The organism is Alistipes sp. UBA6068 (assembly GCF_949428155.1).
GTDB classification, from domain to species: domain Bacteria; phylum Bacteroidota; class Bacteroidia; order Bacteroidales; family Rikenellaceae; genus Alistipes; species Alistipes muris.
Genome location: NZ_CASQFS010000001.1, coordinates 243469 through 261691 on the forward strand (window position 1 = coordinate 243469; position 18223 = coordinate 261691).

An 18223-nucleotide genomic window follows, 5' to 3' on the forward strand; every position below is an offset into this window, starting at 1 on the left:
TGGAATTCCGGGAGTTGCAGGGTGCAGCTCCCGGATTTTTTCGTATCTTCGTATGTTCCGTTAAGTCTTTTTCGTATGCTGAAAAGCCGCCTTTGTCTTCTCTTTGCCCTTTGCGCATGCCCGGCGGCGGCCCAGACTTTCGACGACGAATATTACCCTTTTGCCGAGTACGAGGAGCCCCGGCCCATGCTGGTGCCCGATTCGGCGCTGTTCTATCGCGCCGTGCAGGCGGCTCCCGACCTGTACGGTTCCGTCTCGGCGTTCATCCTGCCGCAGGTGGCTTTGCAGCGGCGCGGACAGCCGTTCGGTGCGGAGGTCGCCACGGCCGACGGGGCGCAGGTGCCGTACCGCTGTTTTCAGGCGCTGCGCGGACTGGGAGCCGAGGAACGCGCGGAACCGGGCCTGGCCATGACGGCGGAGCACCTCGGGGGTGCAGGCGGTGTGCGGACGTTCGGATTCGCGGACGGGATGCCGCTGCTGCCTTACCGGGCTTCGGTATCGTTTTCGGGGCGGAATCACTTGGTCGGGGCCAAGGTCTCGGCCGTCGGCGAACTGCCGCATGACTGGCGTTTCGCGGCGGCGCTCGATTTTCGGACCGGGCGCGACCTCTATGCCGACGGGGTTTTCACCAATGCCCTGACAGCGGTGTTCCGGCTGGAGAAGCATTTCGGGCCGAATCATCGGGTGGCGTTGCTGGCCGTAGTCCCGCCGTCGGTGCGGGGCACGCGCCTTTCGTCGGTCGGGGAGGCGTTCTCGCTCACGGGCGACGCGCTCTACAATCCGGCGTGGGGTTTTCAGAACGGCAAGGTGCGCAATTCGCGGGTGCGGCGCGAGACGGTGCCGTGGACGGCGGTTTCGTATCGCGGCGGGCTGTCGGCGAACACATCGCTTTCGGCTGTGCTGAGCGCCGAGACCGGAAGCCGGAGTTATAGTGCGTTAGGGTGGTACGACGCCCGCACGCCCATGCCCGACAATTATCGTTACCTGCCCTCTTTCGCCCTCGACCCCGATACCGAGCAGGCGTGGCGGGCGGCCGACCCTCGCTATACGCAAATCGACTGGGACGGCATGATGGCCGTCAACCGGCTGGGCGGCGGGCATGCGGTCTATGCGCTGGAAGATCGTGTCGAAAGGCTTTGCAACCTGCGTCTCGACGCAGCGGTTTCGGCGCAGGTAAGTCCGCGGCTGACGCTCGACGGCGGGATTTCGCTCGGCCGCGAAGCGACCCGCAGCTTCAAGCGGATGCGCGACCTGCTGGGGGCCGGGTATGTGGTCGACAGGGACCAGTACCTGGTGGACGACGCCACCTACGGCCGTCTGTCCGAAAACGACCTGCGCCATCCGGGGCGGGTCATCGGGCAGGGCAACCGTTTCGGCTACGACTATCGGCTGGTGCGGTTCCGGGCGGCGACGCATCTGCGGGCGGTTTACCGCGCCGACAGGTTTCGGGCCGATGCGGCGGCCGAGTTGGGCGCGGCATCGACTTATCGGCGGGGACTGATGGAAAAGGAGCTTTTTCCCGGCAGCCGCTCTTTCGGCCGTTCGCGCCGGATGCGTATGGCGACCTATGCGTTCAAGGCGTCGGCCGGGTGGGCATTTTCGCCGCGCAGTTACCTCGGTTTTTCGGCCGCGGCCAGTGCTTCGCCGCCCGATGCCGACGCGATGTTCTTTCAGCCGCTTTACAACAATCTGAGCGTGGAGCGGATCGTTCCCGAACAGCTGTTCGCCGCCGAGCTGAACTACCGTTCGACAGGACGGACGCTCGAATGGCAGGCCTCGGCGTTTCTTACCGCTTCTTTCGACGGGATGGATACGCGGCGTTATTTCGACGACTTGGCGGGCCTCTACTGCGACCTTTCGGTGACGGGCAGCGGGCGGCTGGCCTGCGGGTTGGAAGCGGCCGCTTCGCTGCGGCTCTCCTATCGGTGGCGGCTGTCGCTCGCCGCGTCGGCAGGGTCGTACCGCTATCTCCGCAATCCGCGCGTGACGGTCGTTTCGGACACCGACAACAGCGCGGTCGACACGCGGGCCGAGAGCTACATGGGCGACTGCGTCGTGGGCGGTGCGCCCGCTCTGACGGCCTGCGCCGAAGTCTGCTACTTCGGGCCGAAAGGGTGGGGCGCCCGGCTGTCGGCCGGATATGCGGGAATCCGCCATGTCGAACCCATGCCCGTGCGGCGGACCCTCCGCATGGCCCGGCAGGGCGGCAGCGTTCCCGAGGCTTTCGATGCTTTCACGCGACAGGAGCGGCTGCCGGACGCTTTCACGGCCGATGCGTCGGTTTACAAGTCGTTCATGATAGGCCGTTCCCGGCTGGTCGCTTCGCTCGTCGTGCGCAACCTGCCCGGAAGCCGCAATACGGTTTACAACGGCTATGAATCCATGCGCGTGCGGCGCGTCACGGCGGGCGATGCCGTCAGCTGGTGGCCCCATGCCACGCGCTACACCCACGCTTATCCGCGCACGTTTTATTTGTCGGTCAGTTATAGTTTTTAGGCGTCGCGGGCAGGGGCTCCCGGCGCATATACATAAGGTAAATGCAATTTATTTATTACCTTTGCCACGAAAACACCCCAAAGTTATGGCAGGTTCCAATTTCGTAGACTACGTCAAGATATTCGCCCGCTCGGGCCACGGAGGTGCCGGCTCGGCCCATTTCCGCCGCGAGAAATTCGTGGCGTTCGGCGGTCCCGATGGCGGCGACGGCGGCAAGGGCGGCAGCATCGTTTTGCAGGGCGACAGGCAGTACTGGACGCTCATCCACCTCAAGTACCAGCGCCACCAGTTCGCCGAGGACGGCCAGTGCGGTTCGGGGGCCCGGTCGTCGGGCAAGGATGCGCCCAACATCGTCATTCCCGTGCCGCTGGGTACGGTGGCCAAACGGCTTGTGGAGCAGGAGGACGGCACGACTTCGGTCGAAACCGTGGGCGAGGTGACCGAACACGGCGAGCAGCTGGTTCTGCTCAAAGGCGGCCGCGGCGGGTTGGGCAACTGGCATTTCAAGAGCGCCACCAACCAGACCCCGCGCTACGCCCAACCCGGCGAGGAGGGCGACGAAGGAGCTTTCATATTGGAGTTGAAGGTGCTGGCCGACGTGGGGCTGGTAGGCTTTCCCAATGCCGGGAAGTCGACTTTGCTGTCGGTCGTTTCGGCGGCCAAGCCCAAGATCGCCAACTACGCGTTCACCACGCTCGAACCCAATCTCGGAATCGTGGAGGTGCGCGACCACAAGTCGTTCGTCATGGCCGACATTCCGGGTATCATCGAGGGGGCGCACGAGGGGCGCGGGCTCGGCACGCGGTTCCTGCGGCATATCGAGCGCAATTCGGTGCTGCTGTTCATGATTCCGGCCGACAGCGACGACGTGCGGCGCGATTACGAAATTCTGCTGGGCGAGCTGACGCAGTACAATCCCGAGCTGCTCGACAAACGCCGCCTGTTGGCCGTGACCAAGTGCGACATGCTCGACGACGAGCTGATCGGCCAGATGCGGCCCCACCTGCCCGAGGGCATTCCGGCGGTCTTCATTTCGTCGGTTTCGGGGCTCAATATCCAGCAGCTCAAGGATATGCTGTGGCAGGCGTTGCAGGAGGAGTGACGAACGACGTTTCGATTCCGGTGATGCGGAGCGAAAAGCTGCCGTTGAAATAGCTGATGATTCCGCATAGCGAACCGTTGCCTTCGGGCAGCGGTTCGCCTGCGTAGAGACAGCCGCCCAGGGTCCGGACCGCCAGCGTGTTGCCGTCGGCATCCGCGAGGGTCCGTTCGGTGGTGACGTAGCGCCCCGTTTCGGGGTCGAAGTCGCACCACGCGGCGCGTTGGGCGAAGCGTACACCGTCGATGCGCACGTAGGTGTCGGCATCCGCCGGGGTCAGTTCGCCGATTCGGACGGGCCGGGCTGTTATCCGCGCCGCCGGTAGCCCGCTGAGCCGCAGGTGTTTGTCCGCTTCGTCGCGCGGGATGCAAAGATTCCCGTCCGCTGCCTTTCCCAATTCGATTTTGCCGCCGTAGTCGTAGAGTGTCAGTCCGTTGCAGTAGACGACCAGCTCTTCGCCCAGTGGGTAGGCGTTCTCCGCCGCGTCGTATTCGGCCGCAATCGCAAGGCCGCCGCTCGCATCTTCGATGACGAGTTGGTTGTAGAATTCGCCGTAGCGGTTGTTTCCCGTGACGATGCCGCGGATGACGGTCTGGTCGGTGACAGGGTAGGAGGCTCCCTCGCAGCGCGATTTCAGCCGGGCGATGGTGCAGGTCGGGCGGGGCTGTTCGGCCTCCCCGAATTCGAGGGTCGTGGCCCGGTCGCAGCCTGCGAGCAGCAGGGCCGTCAGCAGCCATGCCTTACAGCGGCGAGCAGTCGGTTTCATCGCGCAGTTTGAGCAGATAGCGGCTGCCGTCGTGTTGGAGAATCCCCGTCAGCGAGCAGGGCCCTGCCGGAACTTCGTTTCCGGCGAAATCGGCGTAGGGGCGGACATAGGTGTAGACGGCGGTGCCCTCCTGGTCTGTGAAGCGTTTGTTTCCGGCCCAAGTACCTTCCGCCAGCCCGTCGGGGGCATATCGCACGCGTTCGATGCGCACCAGCGTGCCGCATAGGGCAGGCGTCAGTTCGCCGATGGTCCGAACGGTCGGTGCAGAGGGCTGCGGCGGGGTGTCGTGGCGGATAATCGTGCGGGCGAGGGCCGGGCGCGAAGCGATGTAGTCGGTCGGGTAGCCGTCCGATGCCGAGGGCAGGCGGCCTGCCTGCAACACTCCGCGGCTTTCGCCCAGCGCCCAGCCTTGCAGCCGGACCGTGAGCAGGCAGCCCTCCGGATAGTCGTTGTGCAGGTGGTCGAGCCCCGCCATGATTTCGAGCCCCGCGCCGTCGGATTCGATGCAGAGCGTGCGGTAGAAATTGGCGCTGCGGTCGCAGGTCGTCACCCGGCCGCAGACCGTCGTTTCGCTTTCGACGGCAACGGTGGTTCCCTCGAATCGTGCACGCAGTTCGCCTATCGTTGTCGTGGCCGGCGGGGGCGTCGTCTCTTCGTGCCGTTCGCCGAACGACGAATCGTAACAGCCGCTCAGCAGCAGAGCTCCGATAGCCACCCACGGTCGCATGGCCTATCCCTCGATGCGGGAATCTTTCAGTCCGAGGAAGTAGAGAATGCCGTCGAGCCCGATGGTCGAAATCGACTGCCGGGCCGTGGCCTTGACCTTGGGTTTGGCGTGGAAAGCGATGCCCAGACCCGCCAGGTTGAGCATCGGCAGGTCGTTGGCGCCGTCGCCCACGGCCACCGACTGGGCGATGTTGATCTCCTCGAACTGGCACAGCAGCCGCAGCAGCTCGGCCTTGCGGCGTCCGTCGACCACTTCGCCCGCATAGCGGCCCGTCAGTTTGCCGTCCTCGATTTCCAGCTCGTTGGCATAGACGTAGTCGAAGCCGTATTTCTGGCGCAGGTAGTTGCCGAAGTAGGTGAAGCCGCCCGAGAGGATGGCCGTCTTGTAGCCCACGCGCTTGAGGATGGTCATCATGCGTTCCAGCCCCTCGGTAATGGGGAGATTGCGGGCTATTTCGTCCATGACCGAGACGTCCAGCCCTTTCAGCAGGGCCACGCGGCGCGTGAAGCTCTCGCGGAAGTCTATCTCGCCGCGCATGGCGCTCGCCGTAATGGCCCGCACCTCGTCGCCCACGCCCGCCCGTTCGGCCAGCTCGTCGATCACCTCGGTTTCGATGAGCGTCGAATCCATGTCGAAACATATCAGACGGCGGCTGCGGCGGTAGATGTCGTCTTTCTGGAACGAGACGTCGAGCCCCAGTTCCGACAGGTTCATGAAGCGTTCCTGCATGGCGCTGCGGCTCTCGTCGGACAGCGAGCCGCGCACCGAAAGTTCGATGCAGGCCTTGGCCGCGCGGTCGTCCTCGTGCAGCGGCATGCGGCCCGTCAGACGCTTGATGGCGTCGATGTTGAGCCCGTGTTCGGCCACCACGGCCGTCACTTCGGCGATGTGGCGCGCCGAGACCGTGCGGCCAAGCAGCGTGATGATGTAGCGGTTCTTGCCCTGGCGGCCCACCCAGGCTTCGTAGTCCTCCTCCGAAATCGGGGTGAAGCGTATCATCACGCCCAGTTCCGACGCCTTGAACAGCAGTTCTTTCATGATGCCGCCCGACTTGTCGGGGGTGGTCATGATAAGGATGCCCAAGGTCAGCGACTGGTGGATGTTGGCCTGACCGATGTCGAGGATGCAGGCGTCGTAGCGCGCCAGGATGGCCGTCAGCGACGAGGTCATGCCCGGCTTGTCGGCGCCCGAAATGTTTATCTGTATGATTTCGATGTCGTTCTGCATGGTGTGTTGCGTCCGTACAATTTTATACAAAGTTAGAAAAGTTCTTTTCTTCCCTGCAAATTATTTGCTCTTTTTTACAGCACGACGGTTGTTGCCGTCCCGACTTCCCGGACGAAATGTTCGTCGTGCGAAATGACGAGCAGCGTGCCGTGGTAGCTGCGGACCGTGTCGGTCAGAATCGCGAGGCTTCCGATGTCGAGGTTGTTGGTCGGTTCGTCCAGCACCATCAGGTCGGGGATGCGCTCCGAGAGCATCATGCAGCAGAGCGAAAGCCGCATCCGTTCGCCGCCGCTCAGCGCCCGGCAGGGTTTGTCCCACGTCTCGTGCGGGAAAAGGGCGCGGTCGAGCCGGACCTTGAGTTCGTGGTCGGGCAGATTGTGCGCGTTGTGCCGTTCGGCCGTTTCCAGCACCGATTGGGAACTGTCGAGCGTCCGGTATTCCTGGTCGAGATGGACGGCCGAAAAATCGGCCCGTTCCACCCGCCCGGCGGTCGGGGCCAGTTCGCCCAGCAGCATCCGCACAAGCGTCGTTTTGCCGCTGCCGTTGTCGCCCGCGATGTGCACGCGGTCGCCGCTGCGTATTTCGAGGTCGAGCGGTTGCGGCCAAAGCGGTGCGCCGTCGCCGTAGGCGAAGTTCAGCCCCTCGGCCCGAATCAGTCGTTTGCCCGTGTGCAGGGCGGCATCGTCGAAGTCGATTTTCAGTTCGCCGTGGCGTGTCTGTTGCTCGCGCAGCTCTGCGAGCCGCTGTCGCGTATCGCCGATGATGGCGGTGTGCCGGTCTTGCAGCCGTGCCGCGCTGTTCTGCGCCTGCGCGCCGCGTGCATTGACGACAATCCGGGCCAGCCCCGTCTTCGATTTGTTCCGTTTGCCTTGCGCGCTCCGTCGCTCCTGCCGTTCGCGCACTTCCTGCGCTTGTCGGCGTGCCGCACGCAGCGCTGTCTGCTCTGCTTCGATACGCTCGGTCAGCGCCTGCTCCTCGATGTTTTTCTGTACGCGGTAGAAATCATAGTTGCCGCCGTAAAGCCGAATGCCCGCGGCGGTCAGTTCGCAGGTCGTATGCAGCAGATTCAGCAGCGTGATGTCGTGGCTGACCACGACCAGCGTTGCGTGCGTCGAGCCGATGTAGTCGTAGAGTTTGGCCCGCGCCCTGCGGTCGAGGTGGTTGGTCGGTTCGTCGAGCAGTACGATTGCGGGATTGTGCAGGCTTAGGCCTGCCAGCAGCACCTTCGTCCGTTCGCCGCCGCTCAAGGCGGCGACGGGGGTGTCGAGGGCTGCGTCGCGAAGCTCCCATTCGGCCAACACGGCGCGGCATCGCTCCTCGATGGTCCAGTCGTCGTTCAGTGTGTCGAACCAGGCCGTGTCGGTCGCTCCTGCGCATATAGCCTGCAAGGCGCGCAGTTTGTCGTCCACGCCGAGCAGTTCGGCGATGCTGCGCTCGTCGGGTGTCGTATGCTGGGGAATATAATAGGGTTGCGACGAGGTGGCCACGCTTCCCGCCGCAGGGGCCAGCCGGCCTCCCAGCAGTTGCAGCAGCGTTGTTTTGCCCACACCGTTGGGGCCGATTAGCGACACTTTGGCGCCGTCGGGTACGGAGAGGGCGACATGCTCGAACAGGGGTTGATTGTTGGTGTGGCGGTACGAAATACCGCTTGCGATGATAGACATGATAAACGATCGAATGGCGGCCCGCTGAGGGCCCGGTGAAACCTGAATGCTTGATTTGCAGCGGCATCGGTTCCGCAGAACCGGCCTATCGAACGTTTATTTTCATCGGAGTGTTTTCTGAATCCGGCAGCAAAGGTAGCAAAGTTCTTTTTTCCTGCAACTTATCCGCTGTTTTTTGCGGCGGGTCGGCCGATTATTTCCGTATTCGGCGGAATTTGTCTATTTTTGCATGCAAACCTAAGCAGAGAGACGTATGTGGAATTTTTTCTTGCAGGTGCTTCCCGCCGATGAGCCGCTGCTGGTACCCGACAGCGTGCAGAAAGCCAACCTTGCGCAGACCATCGACAAGGTGGTCAATATGGATTACCGCGAATTCTTCACGGGCATTCTCAACGATGCGGTGTGGATTCTGCTGAAACTGTTGCTGGCCGTAGCCATCTACATGATCGGACGCTGGATCGTCCGGCGCATCGTCCAGCTGCTCGACGTGGCTTTCGAGCGGCGCAAGGTCGACATTTCGCTGCGCATGTTCGTGCGCAACGCCGTCAAGGTCGTCTTCACGCTGCTGCTCATCCTCATCGTCGTGCAGACTTTGGGCGTCAACGTCACTTCGGTCATCGCCCTCTTCTCCGCCGCTACGCTGGCCATCGGTATGGCGCTGAGCGGTACGGCCCAGAATTTCGCGGGCGGCGTGATGATTCTCGTCATGAAGCCCTACCGTGTCGGCGACTTCATTTCGGCGCAGGGGCAGTCGGGCACCGTGCGGGAAATCAAGCTCTTTTCCACGGTCATCACCACGGGCGACAACCAGACCATCTACATCCCCAACAATGCCATCGCCACGGCCATCATCGACAACTATTCGACGGCCGACCTGCGGCGTGTCGACTGGACGATAGGCATTTCCTACGGCGACGATGTCGACGCGGCCCGCAAGGCGCTGCTCGAAATCCTCGCTTCCGATACCCGTATTCTGGCACAGCCCGCCCCCGTGGTGTGGGTCGCCGAGCTGGCCGATTCGGCGGTGAATCTTACCGTGCGGGCCTGGACGCGCAACGCCGATTATTGGGACGTCTTCTTCCAGAACAACGAGCGGTTCTACAAGCGTCTGCCCGAGCACGGCATCAACTTCCCGTTCCCGCAGGTGGACCTGCATCTGAAACAAGAATAACACTCTATTCATCAAGGTATATTCACTATGGAATTACGAGAAATTCTGGCTATTTCGGGCCAGCCCGGTTTGTACAAGTATGTAGCGCAGTCGGCGCGCGGGATTATCGTCGAATCGTTGGCCGACGGACGGCGGTTCAACGCGCCCGCATCGTCGAGGGTCAGCTCGCTGACCGAGATTTCGGTTTACACCGAGGGCGACGACATTCCGTTGGCCGAGGTCTTCACCCGAATCTACGCTCATACGGGCGGCAAGCAGGCCGTCAGCCCCAAGGAGACGCCCGAGAAGCTGAAGGCCGCTTTCGCCGAGGCGCTGCCCGAGTACGACCGCGAGCGCGTGCACGTTTCCGACATCAAGAAGTGCTTCGCGTGGTACAATACGCTCGTGGCCGCAGGCTTCACCGAGTTCAAGCTCCCCGAGGAGCCGCAGGAGTAGCCCTGCCGTGCCCATTCGGTTGCAGTCCCGGTTTTGGCCGGGACTTTTTTGTTCCGCGGACGCGACGGATTATTTTGTAAATATTTTTAATAAATAGCGATTTTTGCACTATCTTTGTCTGATGTCAGCGGTGCCTCGGCAAAAATCAAACAAGTTTGTTTTTGCTTTCGGCCCGCACTTTACCGAAGCTGCGCTCCGGTTTAGATAGGCGGCGCCTCAGCAGTCCTCAAATAAATTTGGTACTGCTTTCGGCTTGCACTATCTTTGTCCCTCGAACATTATATTATAAGTTGAATTCGGAAACCGATACGCGGTTTCCACAGACGCAGAATTATGAACAAAAAGAAAATGGTGGCCCTCGTGGCGCACGACAACATGAAGCGCGACCTGGCCGAATGGGTCGACTGGAACTGCAATGTGCTCGCCACCCATCCGCTGGTGTGTACCGGTACGACGGGCAAAATGGTCGAGAAAACGCTGACCGCGCGCACCGACGGCAGCTGCAACGTCGACGACCTCGATATTACCCTTCTCAAGTCGGGTCCGCTGGGCGGCGACCAGCAGTTGGGTTCGCTCATCGTCTCGGGCAAGGTCAGCGCCTTGATTTTCTTCTGCGACCCGATGGCCGCACAGCCCCACGACGTCGACGTCAAGGCTTTGCTGCGTCTCGCTTCGCTCTACAACGTGCCGACGGCCATCAACCGCGCTACGGCCGATTTTCTGATTTCGTCGCCCCTTTTCAAGGACGAGACTTACGAGCCCGTGGTCAAGGATTACCGCGATTACGTCGAGCGCGTGTTGAAATAGACGCCCGCGCCTTTCATGATAAAGGAGCCTGTCAGCAGGCTCCTTTTATTGTTTCCAGCAGCTTTTCCAGCACGGCGTCGCGGCCCGTCAGGTATTCCGCCGCTACGTAGGGTATCGCGATGTCGGGCACTATGTAGCCGTCGTCGCGGCGTGTGCATTCGTCTATTTCGACCATCGAAACGCAGCTCTCGGCCAGTTGCGACGGATACAGCGTCCGCCCCTCCAGCACTTCGCCGTATTTCAGTGCGTTGTGCAGCAGCGGTTCGCCGACCAGCTGCGCCGCGCCGTGGTATTGCAGCATGTTGACGAACGATGCGGCTATCGAGCCCGTGTCGCGGCTCACCAGCACGTAGCAGTTCATGCCGCCGACGTACATCTTCGGATTCGTCTCGAACGAGCGGACATATTCCGTTTCGGGCAGTTCCACCACTTGGCCGCTTTGTTCTTCGGTCAGAAAATCATAATATTGCATCGCTTCTTTCGATACCTTGACCCGCTGCCCCGTGCAGTAGTCGACCACCGGTTTGTCGATGAATATCGAGAGCAGTTCGTCGAATGCGTGGCCGTTGCCGCCCGGATTGCGCCGCAGGTCGAGAATCACGTTTCGCAGCCCTTGTTTCTTGAAATCCGTGATTGCCTTGCGCACAATGCGTATCAGCCGGCTGTTGTTGGGGAAAAACGCAGGGATCGCTATGTAGCCCGCTCCGGCGTCGGCATAGGTGCGTATGTTGGCGTCGGTCTCTTCGGCCTTGTTCAGGGCGAAGATGGCTTTTCGGGCCGGTTGTCCCGCCGTCTCCACCGTCAGCTGTTGGCCGTCGCGTTCCAGGCCGATGCGGAACCGCTCGACGGCCTGGCTGTAATAGCAGCGGTTCATCAGCGCGGTCGGTATCGTGTGGCGGTCGCCGTAGCCGTATTTCAGATAGTCGGCCGCCGCCACTCCGTTGATGGTTGCTACGCGGTCGCCGCGCCGGAACTGCGGGTCGAGCGAGCGGTCGACGATAAGCGTGTCGTTGATTTGTAGCAGCGAGAAGGCCGGCATCTGCAGTTCGCGGCTCAGCCTGCGTTGGTCGCTCTTTTTCGTGTAGACTTCGGTGTCGCCGTACGGTACCGGAGTAATCCGGTAGTGCGGGTCTTCGTGGTGCAGCAGGTCGAAATAGGGGCGCATGACCCAGAACAGGTCGGAGGTCAGCAGCGAATCCTTGCCCAGCGCATCGCAGCGGGCGTTTATCTCGGCCAGCACCTCGGCTTTTTCGGCGGGGGAGAGCAGCGAATTGAGCCCCGGGTGGCGCGGCACTCGGTGGAGGTTTCTTTCCAAACCGACGCGCGTGCGGGGGAGTTTGTAGTCCAGCATGGCGAAACAGCGGCCGGGGATGCGGACATTGCGTCCTTCGGGTGCATCGGGTTCTTCGGCCCGGGCGCTGAGGGTGCTTGCCGCAAGCAGCAGTGAAAGGAGGATGATTTTCATGATGTTCCGGGATTCTGTTCGTCTTGTTAACGCGCTTTTCCCGGATTTATTGCAGACGGCACCCGATTTGTTTGCGGCAATCGTTCGGAATTTTTCGTGTCAGAGGTTGTGCGACAGCGGGGCAGGTACGGCGGTGCTGGCGTCGAAGTCGCCCCAGCGTTCGGCAATAAGGTCGAGCGTGGCGAAGAGTTCGTCGATGTCGAGCGATGTCACCAGTTTCAGCCGCGTCTCCTTGAAGTTGGGCAGCCCTTTGAAATAGTTGGTCAGATGGCGCCGCATTTCCAGGATTCCTACGTGGTCGCCTTTGATTTCGAGCGATTTGCGCAGATGTTCCTTGGCGATGGCCACCCGTTCCGTCACCGTCGGCTGCGGCAGCACCTCGCCCGTCGCAAGGTAGTGTTTCGCTTCGCGGAATATCCACGGCCGGCCATAGGTCGCGCGGCCTATCATCACGCCGTCCACTCCGTAGCGGTCGAACATCTCCGCCGCCCGGGGGCCCGAATCCACATCGCCGTTGCCGATAATCGGGATGCGTATCTGCGGGTTGTTCTTCACCTTGCCGATAAGCGTCCAGTCCGCTTCGCCGCGGTACATCTGTGCCCGCGTGCGGCCATGAATCGTTAGTGCCGCAATTCCCGCGTCCTGCAGCCGCAGGGCGATTTCTTCGATGTTCTTGTGTTCGTCGTCCCAGCCCAGCCGGGTCTTCACGGTCACGGGTTTGCGCACCGCCTCCACAATGCGGCGCGTCATTTCGATCATCGTCGGCACGTCGCGCATCATCCCCGAGCCTGCGCCGCGGCCCGCGATTTTCTTCACCGGGCAGCCGAAATTGATGTCTATCACATCCGGATTCGCCGCCTCGGCCATCCGGGCCGCTTCGACCATCGGTTCGATCAGATGACCGTAGATCTGAATGCCTACGGGGCGTTCGCCCTCGTCGATTTCCAGTTTTTTCAGCGACTTGGCCGCGTCGCGTATCAGTCCGTCCGACGAGATGAATTCCGTGTAGACCATGTCGGCCCCGAACCGCTTGCACATGTAGCGGAACGAGGGGTCGGTCACGTCTTCCATCGGGGCCAGCAGCAGCGGGCGGTCTCCGAGGTCTATGTCGGCTATCTTCATGTCGGTGGGCGGATTCGGCTGCAAAGGTAGTTGTTATTTGGCAATAAAACGTTAAATTTGCAGTCGAAATTCCATCCATCCATGAATATCGAGACCTTTCTTTCGGAGGCGGTCCGCCGGGCGGCGGAAGCGCTCTACGGGCCGTCGGAGGGCGAGCCGCTGCAGATTCAGAAGACCCGCAGGGAGTTCGAGGGCGACTATACCCTCGTCGTGTTTCCCTTGCTGCGACGAAGCCGCAAATCGCCCGAAGCCACGGCTGCCGAGATAGGTGAGTGGCTCACGGCCAACGTCCCCGAAATCGAGGCGTTCAACGTCATCAAGGGTTTTCTGAACCTTTCGTTCGGCGGTTCGTTCTGGGCGGCGCGTTTCGCCGAGGTCGCCGCCGACCCCGAGTTCGGGCAGGCCGCTCCGTCGGGCCGCACGGTCATGATCGAATATTCGTCGCCCAATACCAACAAGCCCCTGCACCTGGGGCATATCCGCAATAACCTCCTGGGATATTCCGTCGCGCAGATTCTCGCCGCCAACGGTCATAAGGTCATCAAGGCCAACCTGGTCAACGACCGCGGCATCCATATCTGCAAGTCGATGCTGGCCTGGAAGCTCTACGGCAACGGCGAGACGCCCGCGTCGTCGGGCATGAAGGGCGACCACCTCGTGGGTAAATATTACGTTGAGTTCGACAAGCACTACAAGGCTCAGATCAAGGAGCTTATGGCGCAGGGTTTGTCCGAAGACGAGGCCAAGAAGCAGGCGCCTGTCATGCTCGAAGCGCAGGAGATGCTGCGCAAGTGGGAGGCCAAGGACCCCGAAGTCTATTCGTTGTGGGAGACCATGAACGGTTGGGTCTACGAGGGTTTCGACGTCACTTACAAGGCGCTGGGCGTCGATTTCGACAAGGTCTACTACGAGTCGCAGACTTATCTGTTGGGCAAGTCGCTCGTCGAGGAGGGGCTCAAGAAAGGCGTCTTCTACCGTCGCGACGACAATTCGGTGTGGATCGACCTCACGGCCGACGGGCTCGACGAGAAACTGCTGCTGCGTGGCGACGGCACCTCCGTATATATGACGCAGGACCTCGGCACCGCGTTCCGCCGTTTCGAGGACAACAAGCTCGACGACATGATCTACGTCGTCGGCAACGAGCAGAACTACCACTTCCAGGTGCTCAAGCTCGTGCTCAAAAAGCTGGGCTATGCCGATTGGAGCGACCACATCACCCACCTTTCCTACGGCATGGTCGAGTTGCCCGAGGGCAAGATGAAGTCGCGCGAGGGCACGGTCGTCGACGCCGACGACCTGATTGCCGACATGGTGGCCACGGCCCGCGAAATGTCTGCCGAGTTGGGCAAGCTCGACGGCTGTTCCGACGAGGAAGCCGATGCCGTTTCGACGATGGTCGGGCTCGGGGCCTTGAAGTATTTCATCCTCAAGGTCGACCCCAAGAAGACCATGCTTTTCGACCCGCGCGAATCCATCGACTTCAACGGCAATACGGGGCCTTTCATCCAATATACGCACGCGCGTATCCGTTCGGTGCTCCGCAAGGCCGCCGAAGCCGGTATCGACTTCCGGCAGCCTGCGCAGGCCGAGTTCCTGCCCGAGGAAATCGGATTGGTCAAGATGCTCACCGACTATCCCGCGACGGTCAAGGCCGCGGGCGATAACTTCGCCCCCTCGATTATCGGGGCTTACGTCTACGAGCTCGCCAAGCAGTTCAACGGCTATTACCACGACCATTCCATTCTCAAGGAGGAGAACGCCGCCGTGCGGTGCATGCGGTTGCAGTTGGCCGCGCAGGTCGCCCGCGTCATCCGTTCCGGCATGCGCCTGCTCGGCATCGACGTCCCCGAGCGGATGTAGTTTTGCAGCCAGCGTTTTTATTCGGGCCGGGGAATCCGGTCCGTTTTTTTGTTTGCAGGGCGGTGCGAATAGTGGTACGAATCTTGCGAGCGGGGTAGGCAGCAATGATTAACACTATATCAGCGTGAAAACAACCTTTACCACATTCGCCCTTTCCTTCGCGTTGTGCGCCGTTGCCGGAGCTTCGGCTCAGTCGCGGAGGGCCGTGTCGGCTTCTGCGGCCGATACGGTGATGCTGTCGGAGAGAGCCGACGGCGATTATATCGTGCGGCAGGCCCTTGTCGAGCGCAAGGCCGATTCCGATTATTCCGTGCGTTACCTGATCAACCTGGCGACGCTCGATGCCGCCCTCGACGGCAATTCGCGTCAGCTCAACGAGCTCAATTCGTTCGTCTCCGGGATGATGAGGGATTCGCTCGTCAGGGTCAATTCGGTCGTCATCACCGGTTACGCTTCGCCCGACGGTCCCGTGGCGCTCAACGAGCGGCTGGCCCGCAGCCGCGCCCGCGATTTCCGTAATTACGTCGATACGAAGTACGGTTTTTCCAAGAAGTTCAACGTCAAGACTTCTTCCGTCGCCGAGGATTGGGAGATGTGCCGTACCCTCGTCGAGAAGTCGGCCATGCCCGAGAAGCAGGCCGTGTTGCGCGTGATCGACGGTACGCAGTCGCCCGAGGCCAAGGAGGCCGCTCTCAAGCGGATGCCCGCTGCATGGGATTACATGGTCAAGCATATCTTGCCGCCCATTCGCCGCGTCGCCATGACTATTTATTACGACGAGGGCAGCCTTGTCGAGCAGCGGACCCGTATCTGCAAGCCCAAGCCTGCTCCCGCACCCGTTCCTCAGCCTGTGGCTGAGCCGTGCCCGCCCGCACAGCCGTGCCGTTGCTGGGAGATCGACGAGGTCGCCAACGGTATCATCGTCGAGATGCCCGATCCCGATGCCGGGATTTACCGCAACAGCGCACAGGGCGTGCGTAAGGCTGCCCGCCGCGACGTCCGCAACGGTCGTGAGGCCGCTGCCTACAATTCGCGCGAGGCCGAGCGTATCGCCGACGAGGAGGCCCGGGCGGCCAAGAAAATCGCTAAAAAGGAGGCCAAGGCTGCCAAGAAGGCCGAAAAGGCTTCCCGCAGAATCGCCCGTGAGTTGGGGAAATAGGGTTCTCCCTCCGTTATCGCAGGCGGGGTCCGGTTCTTCCGGGCCCCGCCTGTTCGTCGGCGGGGACGGTCGTATTGCATAATCCGAAAGTTTTACTACCTTTGTCTCAGCAAAATCTAAAATTTCCGTTATGGCTAATTTACGAAATCTGAAAAAGGAGATCGACTACCGTCTCGAAGAGGTCGTTTTCGACTGCGATATGGCTATGTGTTTCCAGCCCTCCAAGGAGCAGGAGATTTTCGCCGTCATGCAGGAGGCTGTCGGTGTGCGCAACGCGTTGTTCGCCAAGGCTATGAATCCCGCCGAGCCGCACAACAGGTCGCTCGTCCGCAAGCACTACGCCGCTCTGCGTGCCGAGATGATCGCCGCGTTCAACGGGCTTTTCGAGAAGTTGAGCAAAATCAACGGCGAGCAGAAGTAGGCCGCTCCTCTTTCCAATCGAAAATCCCCGCCGTCAAGGCGGGGATTTTTCATTCATGTTCGCAGCAGCAGTCGCCCGGGTGGTGTTCCAGCACCGTGTGGGGGATGTGGCCGTGCGATACTACCTGTATCGGGCAGTCGTAGTTGCGCAGTTGTTCTTCCGTCAGCCGGTTCGAGCGGTGGCGGTGGACCTGGCGGTTGACGCAGACTATTTCTTTCACTACGCTCGTTATTGTGCCGACGTCGTGCGAAACCATGACAATGGCCATCTGTTCGTTCAGTTCGCGCAGCAGGTTGTAGAGTTCGTTCTCGAATCGGTTGTCCACGAAGTTGGCCGGTTCGTCGAGTATCAGCAGGCGCGGTTCCGCAATGACCGCCCGGCATAGCAGCGCCCGTTGCATCTGACCGCCCGATACTTCGCCGATAGGGTGGCGGGCCGCTTCGGCAATTCCCGCTTTTTCAAGCAGTTCCGATGCTTTTTTGCGGTCTTCGCCCGTGTAGCGTTTGCCGAATCCGCGTCGTCCTTGCAGCCCCGACAGCACTACTTCTTCCACCGAAATGGGGAACGCCCGGTCGAAGTCGCTTTGTTGGGGCATGTAGCCGATCAGCCGTTCCTTGCCCCGGTAGAGTTCGGGGGCATAGTCGATTCGGCCCGTGTGGGCCACCGTTCCCAGAATCGCTTTCACAAGGGTCGTCTTGCCGCCGCCGTTCGGTCCGATGACGCCCAGAAAGTCGTCGGACGCAATTTCCAGGTCCGCATGGCGGAGTGCTTCGTAGCCGTCGTAGGCAACCCCTACGTCGTGCAGTTCTACCAGATTCATCGGGAAGTCAGTTGTTCGGTTATCTCGTCGATGTTGGCCGTCACGTCCTCCCGCAGCGGGTCGATCCGCACGGCTTCTGCACCGATGTCGCGGGCCACGGTCTCCACTGCCGAGGCCGGGAACTGGCTTTGGTACAATATCTTGCGTATCCCTTTGGCGCGGGCTTCGCGGATGATTCCGCTCAGATGCCGGGCCGAGGGTTCCTTGCCGTCGGTTTCGATGGCTTCCTGCCGCAGACCGTAGTCGCGGGCGTAGTAGGTGAGGGCGGGGTGGTAGATGATGAAGTATTCCGTTCCGCTCCGTTCGATTCGCTCCGCCGTTCGTTCGTCGAGTTCTTGCAACCGCCGTTGCAGCGATTCGTAGTTCTTCGTGTATTTCGCCGAATCCGGATAGCGTGCGTGAATCGCTTCGTAGGCATTCGCCGCCATCCGTTGCAGCGCACGGGGCGAGGTCCATACATGCGGGTCTACGCCGTGCGTGTGATGCCCGCCATGGTCTCCGTGCGAGCAGCTCCCGGCTATCGGTTCGATTCCGCGGCTCAGATTCACGATTTTTTGCCGGTCGTCGATTTTCCGGAGCAGCGCCGTCTCGAAATCGAGCAGTCCCACATTGAAAATCAGTTGTGCGCGGTTCAGTCCGATGAACTGGCGGGGTGTCGGTTCGTAGGTCTCCGGGCTTGCTCCGGGCGGTACCAGCACCTCCGTCCGGAAGTCGTCGCCGACAATTCCGCCGACCACCTCTTTCAGCGGCGGAATGGAGACGTACAGCGTTGCTTCGTCCGGTTTTTGCTGTGCCGCGCACGATGCCGCAAGCCATAGCAGAGACAATATCGCCGTTCTTATTCGTCTGTTTTTCATCTGCTTGTCCATAAAAGTGGGGGAGTGCTCCCCGCAGGTTCCGTATAAATTGCAAAGATACTCTTTTTTGCAGAAACCGTGCGACGGAAACGGGCCATAAAATCTCGAATCGGCGCTGTTTTTT

At 61.2% G+C, this 18223-nt stretch carries 16 protein-coding genes; 8 read left to right on the forward strand and 8 right to left on the reverse strand.

Features of this window, described 5'->3' with window-relative positions; genetic code table 11:
- Positions 1-75: 75 nt before the first annotated feature.
- Positions 76-2496, forward strand: a complete 2421-nt coding sequence (locus QVG21_RS01050; RefSeq protein WP_287921255.1) for a TonB-dependent receptor — start codon at positions 76-78, stop codon at positions 2494-2496.
- 85 nt (positions 2497-2581) lie between these two features.
- Positions 2582-3598, forward strand: coding sequence for a GTPase ObgE (obgE, locus tag QVG21_RS01055; protein ID WP_251213589.1), 1017 nt, complete (start codon positions 2582-2584; stop codon positions 3596-3598).
- Here the strand turns inward: obgE and QVG21_RS01060 are convergent.
- The 4 genes from QVG21_RS01060 to QVG21_RS01075 form a co-directional block, all read right to left on the reverse strand.
- Entirely contained in the window at positions 3561-4361 is an 801-nt protein-coding gene (locus QVG21_RS01060; RefSeq protein ID WP_287921257.1) for a DUF5689 domain-containing protein, read from the reverse strand. The genes obgE and QVG21_RS01060 overlap by 38 nt on opposite strands.
- Positions 4336-5088 carry a DUF5689 domain-containing protein gene (locus tag QVG21_RS01065; protein ID WP_287921259.1) on the reverse strand — a complete coding sequence of 251 codons (753 nt, stop codon included), beginning with the start codon at positions 5086-5088 and terminating at the stop codon, positions 4336-4338. The genes QVG21_RS01060 and QVG21_RS01065 overlap by 26 nt, the downstream gene beginning before the upstream one ends.
- Positions 5089-5091: 3 nt before the next feature.
- The gene (serB, locus tag QVG21_RS01070) at positions 5092-6315 is read right to left on the reverse strand and encodes a phosphoserine phosphatase SerB (RefSeq protein WP_287921428.1); all 1224 of its coding nucleotides are present in this window, start codon (positions 6313-6315) and stop codon (positions 5092-5094) included.
- A gap of 74 nt (positions 6316-6389) precedes the next feature.
- Complete coding sequence (locus tag QVG21_RS01075) at positions 6390-7979, reverse strand: ABC-F family ATP-binding cassette domain-containing protein (RefSeq protein ID WP_287921261.1); 1590 nt, start codon at positions 7977-7979, stop codon at positions 6390-6392.
- Between the two features lie 253 nt (positions 7980-8232).
- Between QVG21_RS01075 and QVG21_RS01080 the strand changes: the two genes are divergently transcribed.
- From QVG21_RS01080 to QVG21_RS01090, 3 genes are all read left to right on the forward strand, one after another.
- Complete coding sequence (locus QVG21_RS01080; RefSeq protein ID WP_287921264.1) at positions 8233-9150, forward strand: mechanosensitive ion channel family protein; 918 nt, start codon at positions 8233-8235, stop codon at positions 9148-9150.
- Positions 9151-9177: 27 nt separating this feature from the next.
- Positions 9178-9585: a DUF5606 family protein gene (locus tag QVG21_RS01085; protein ID WP_251213593.1), complete on the forward strand. Its 408-nt coding sequence runs from the start codon at positions 9178-9180 to the stop codon at positions 9583-9585.
- A 333-nt stretch (positions 9586-9918) separates the two neighbouring features.
- A complete protein-coding gene (locus QVG21_RS01090) occupies positions 9919-10392 on the forward strand; it encodes a methylglyoxal synthase (protein ID WP_251213594.1) in 474 nt (157 codons plus the stop codon).
- Between the two features lie 31 nt (positions 10393-10423).
- On the opposite strand, the gene QVG21_RS01095 is transcribed toward QVG21_RS01090, so the two are convergent.
- Complete coding sequence (locus tag QVG21_RS01095; protein ID WP_287921268.1) at positions 10424-11857, reverse strand: S41 family peptidase; 1434 nt, start codon at positions 11855-11857, stop codon at positions 10424-10426.
- A 99-nt stretch (positions 11858-11956) separates the two neighbouring features.
- Positions 11957-12979, reverse strand: coding sequence for a tRNA dihydrouridine synthase DusB (gene dusB / locus QVG21_RS01100; protein WP_287921271.1), 1023 nt, complete (start codon positions 12977-12979; stop codon positions 11957-11959).
- Positions 12980-13060: 81 nt separating this feature from the next.
- On the opposite strand from dusB, the gene argS reads away from it, so the two are divergent.
- The 3 genes from argS to QVG21_RS01115 all read left to right on the forward strand — a co-directional run bounded on the left by argS (position 13061) and on the right by QVG21_RS01115 (position 16422).
- Positions 13061-14842 (forward strand): arginine--tRNA ligase, encoded by a 1782-nt coding sequence (gene argS, locus QVG21_RS01105; RefSeq protein ID WP_287921274.1) that lies wholly within the window; start codon positions 13061-13063, stop codon positions 14840-14842.
- A 124-nt stretch (positions 14843-14966) separates the two neighbouring features.
- Positions 14967-16001, forward strand: a complete 1035-nt coding sequence (locus QVG21_RS01110) for a hypothetical protein (protein WP_287921277.1) — start codon at positions 14967-14969, stop codon at positions 15999-16001.
- A gap of 130 nt (positions 16002-16131) precedes the next feature.
- Entirely contained in the window at positions 16132-16422 is a 291-nt protein-coding gene (locus QVG21_RS01115; protein WP_251213598.1) for a hypothetical protein, read from the forward strand.
- Positions 16423-16471: 49 nt separating this feature from the next.
- Here the strand turns inward: QVG21_RS01115 and QVG21_RS01120 are convergent, their stop codons facing one another.
- Both QVG21_RS01120 and QVG21_RS01125 read right to left on the reverse strand, forming a co-directional pair.
- On the reverse strand, positions 16472-17242 hold the full coding sequence (locus QVG21_RS01120) for a metal ABC transporter ATP-binding protein (RefSeq protein ID WP_287921280.1): 771 nt from the start codon (positions 17240-17242) through the stop codon (positions 16472-16474).
- A complete protein-coding gene (locus QVG21_RS01125) occupies positions 17239-18099 on the reverse strand; it encodes a metal ABC transporter solute-binding protein, Zn/Mn family (protein WP_287921282.1) in 861 nt (286 codons plus the stop codon). The genes QVG21_RS01120 and QVG21_RS01125 overlap by 4 nt, the downstream gene beginning before the upstream one ends.
- Positions 18100-18223 lie beyond the last annotated feature (124 nt).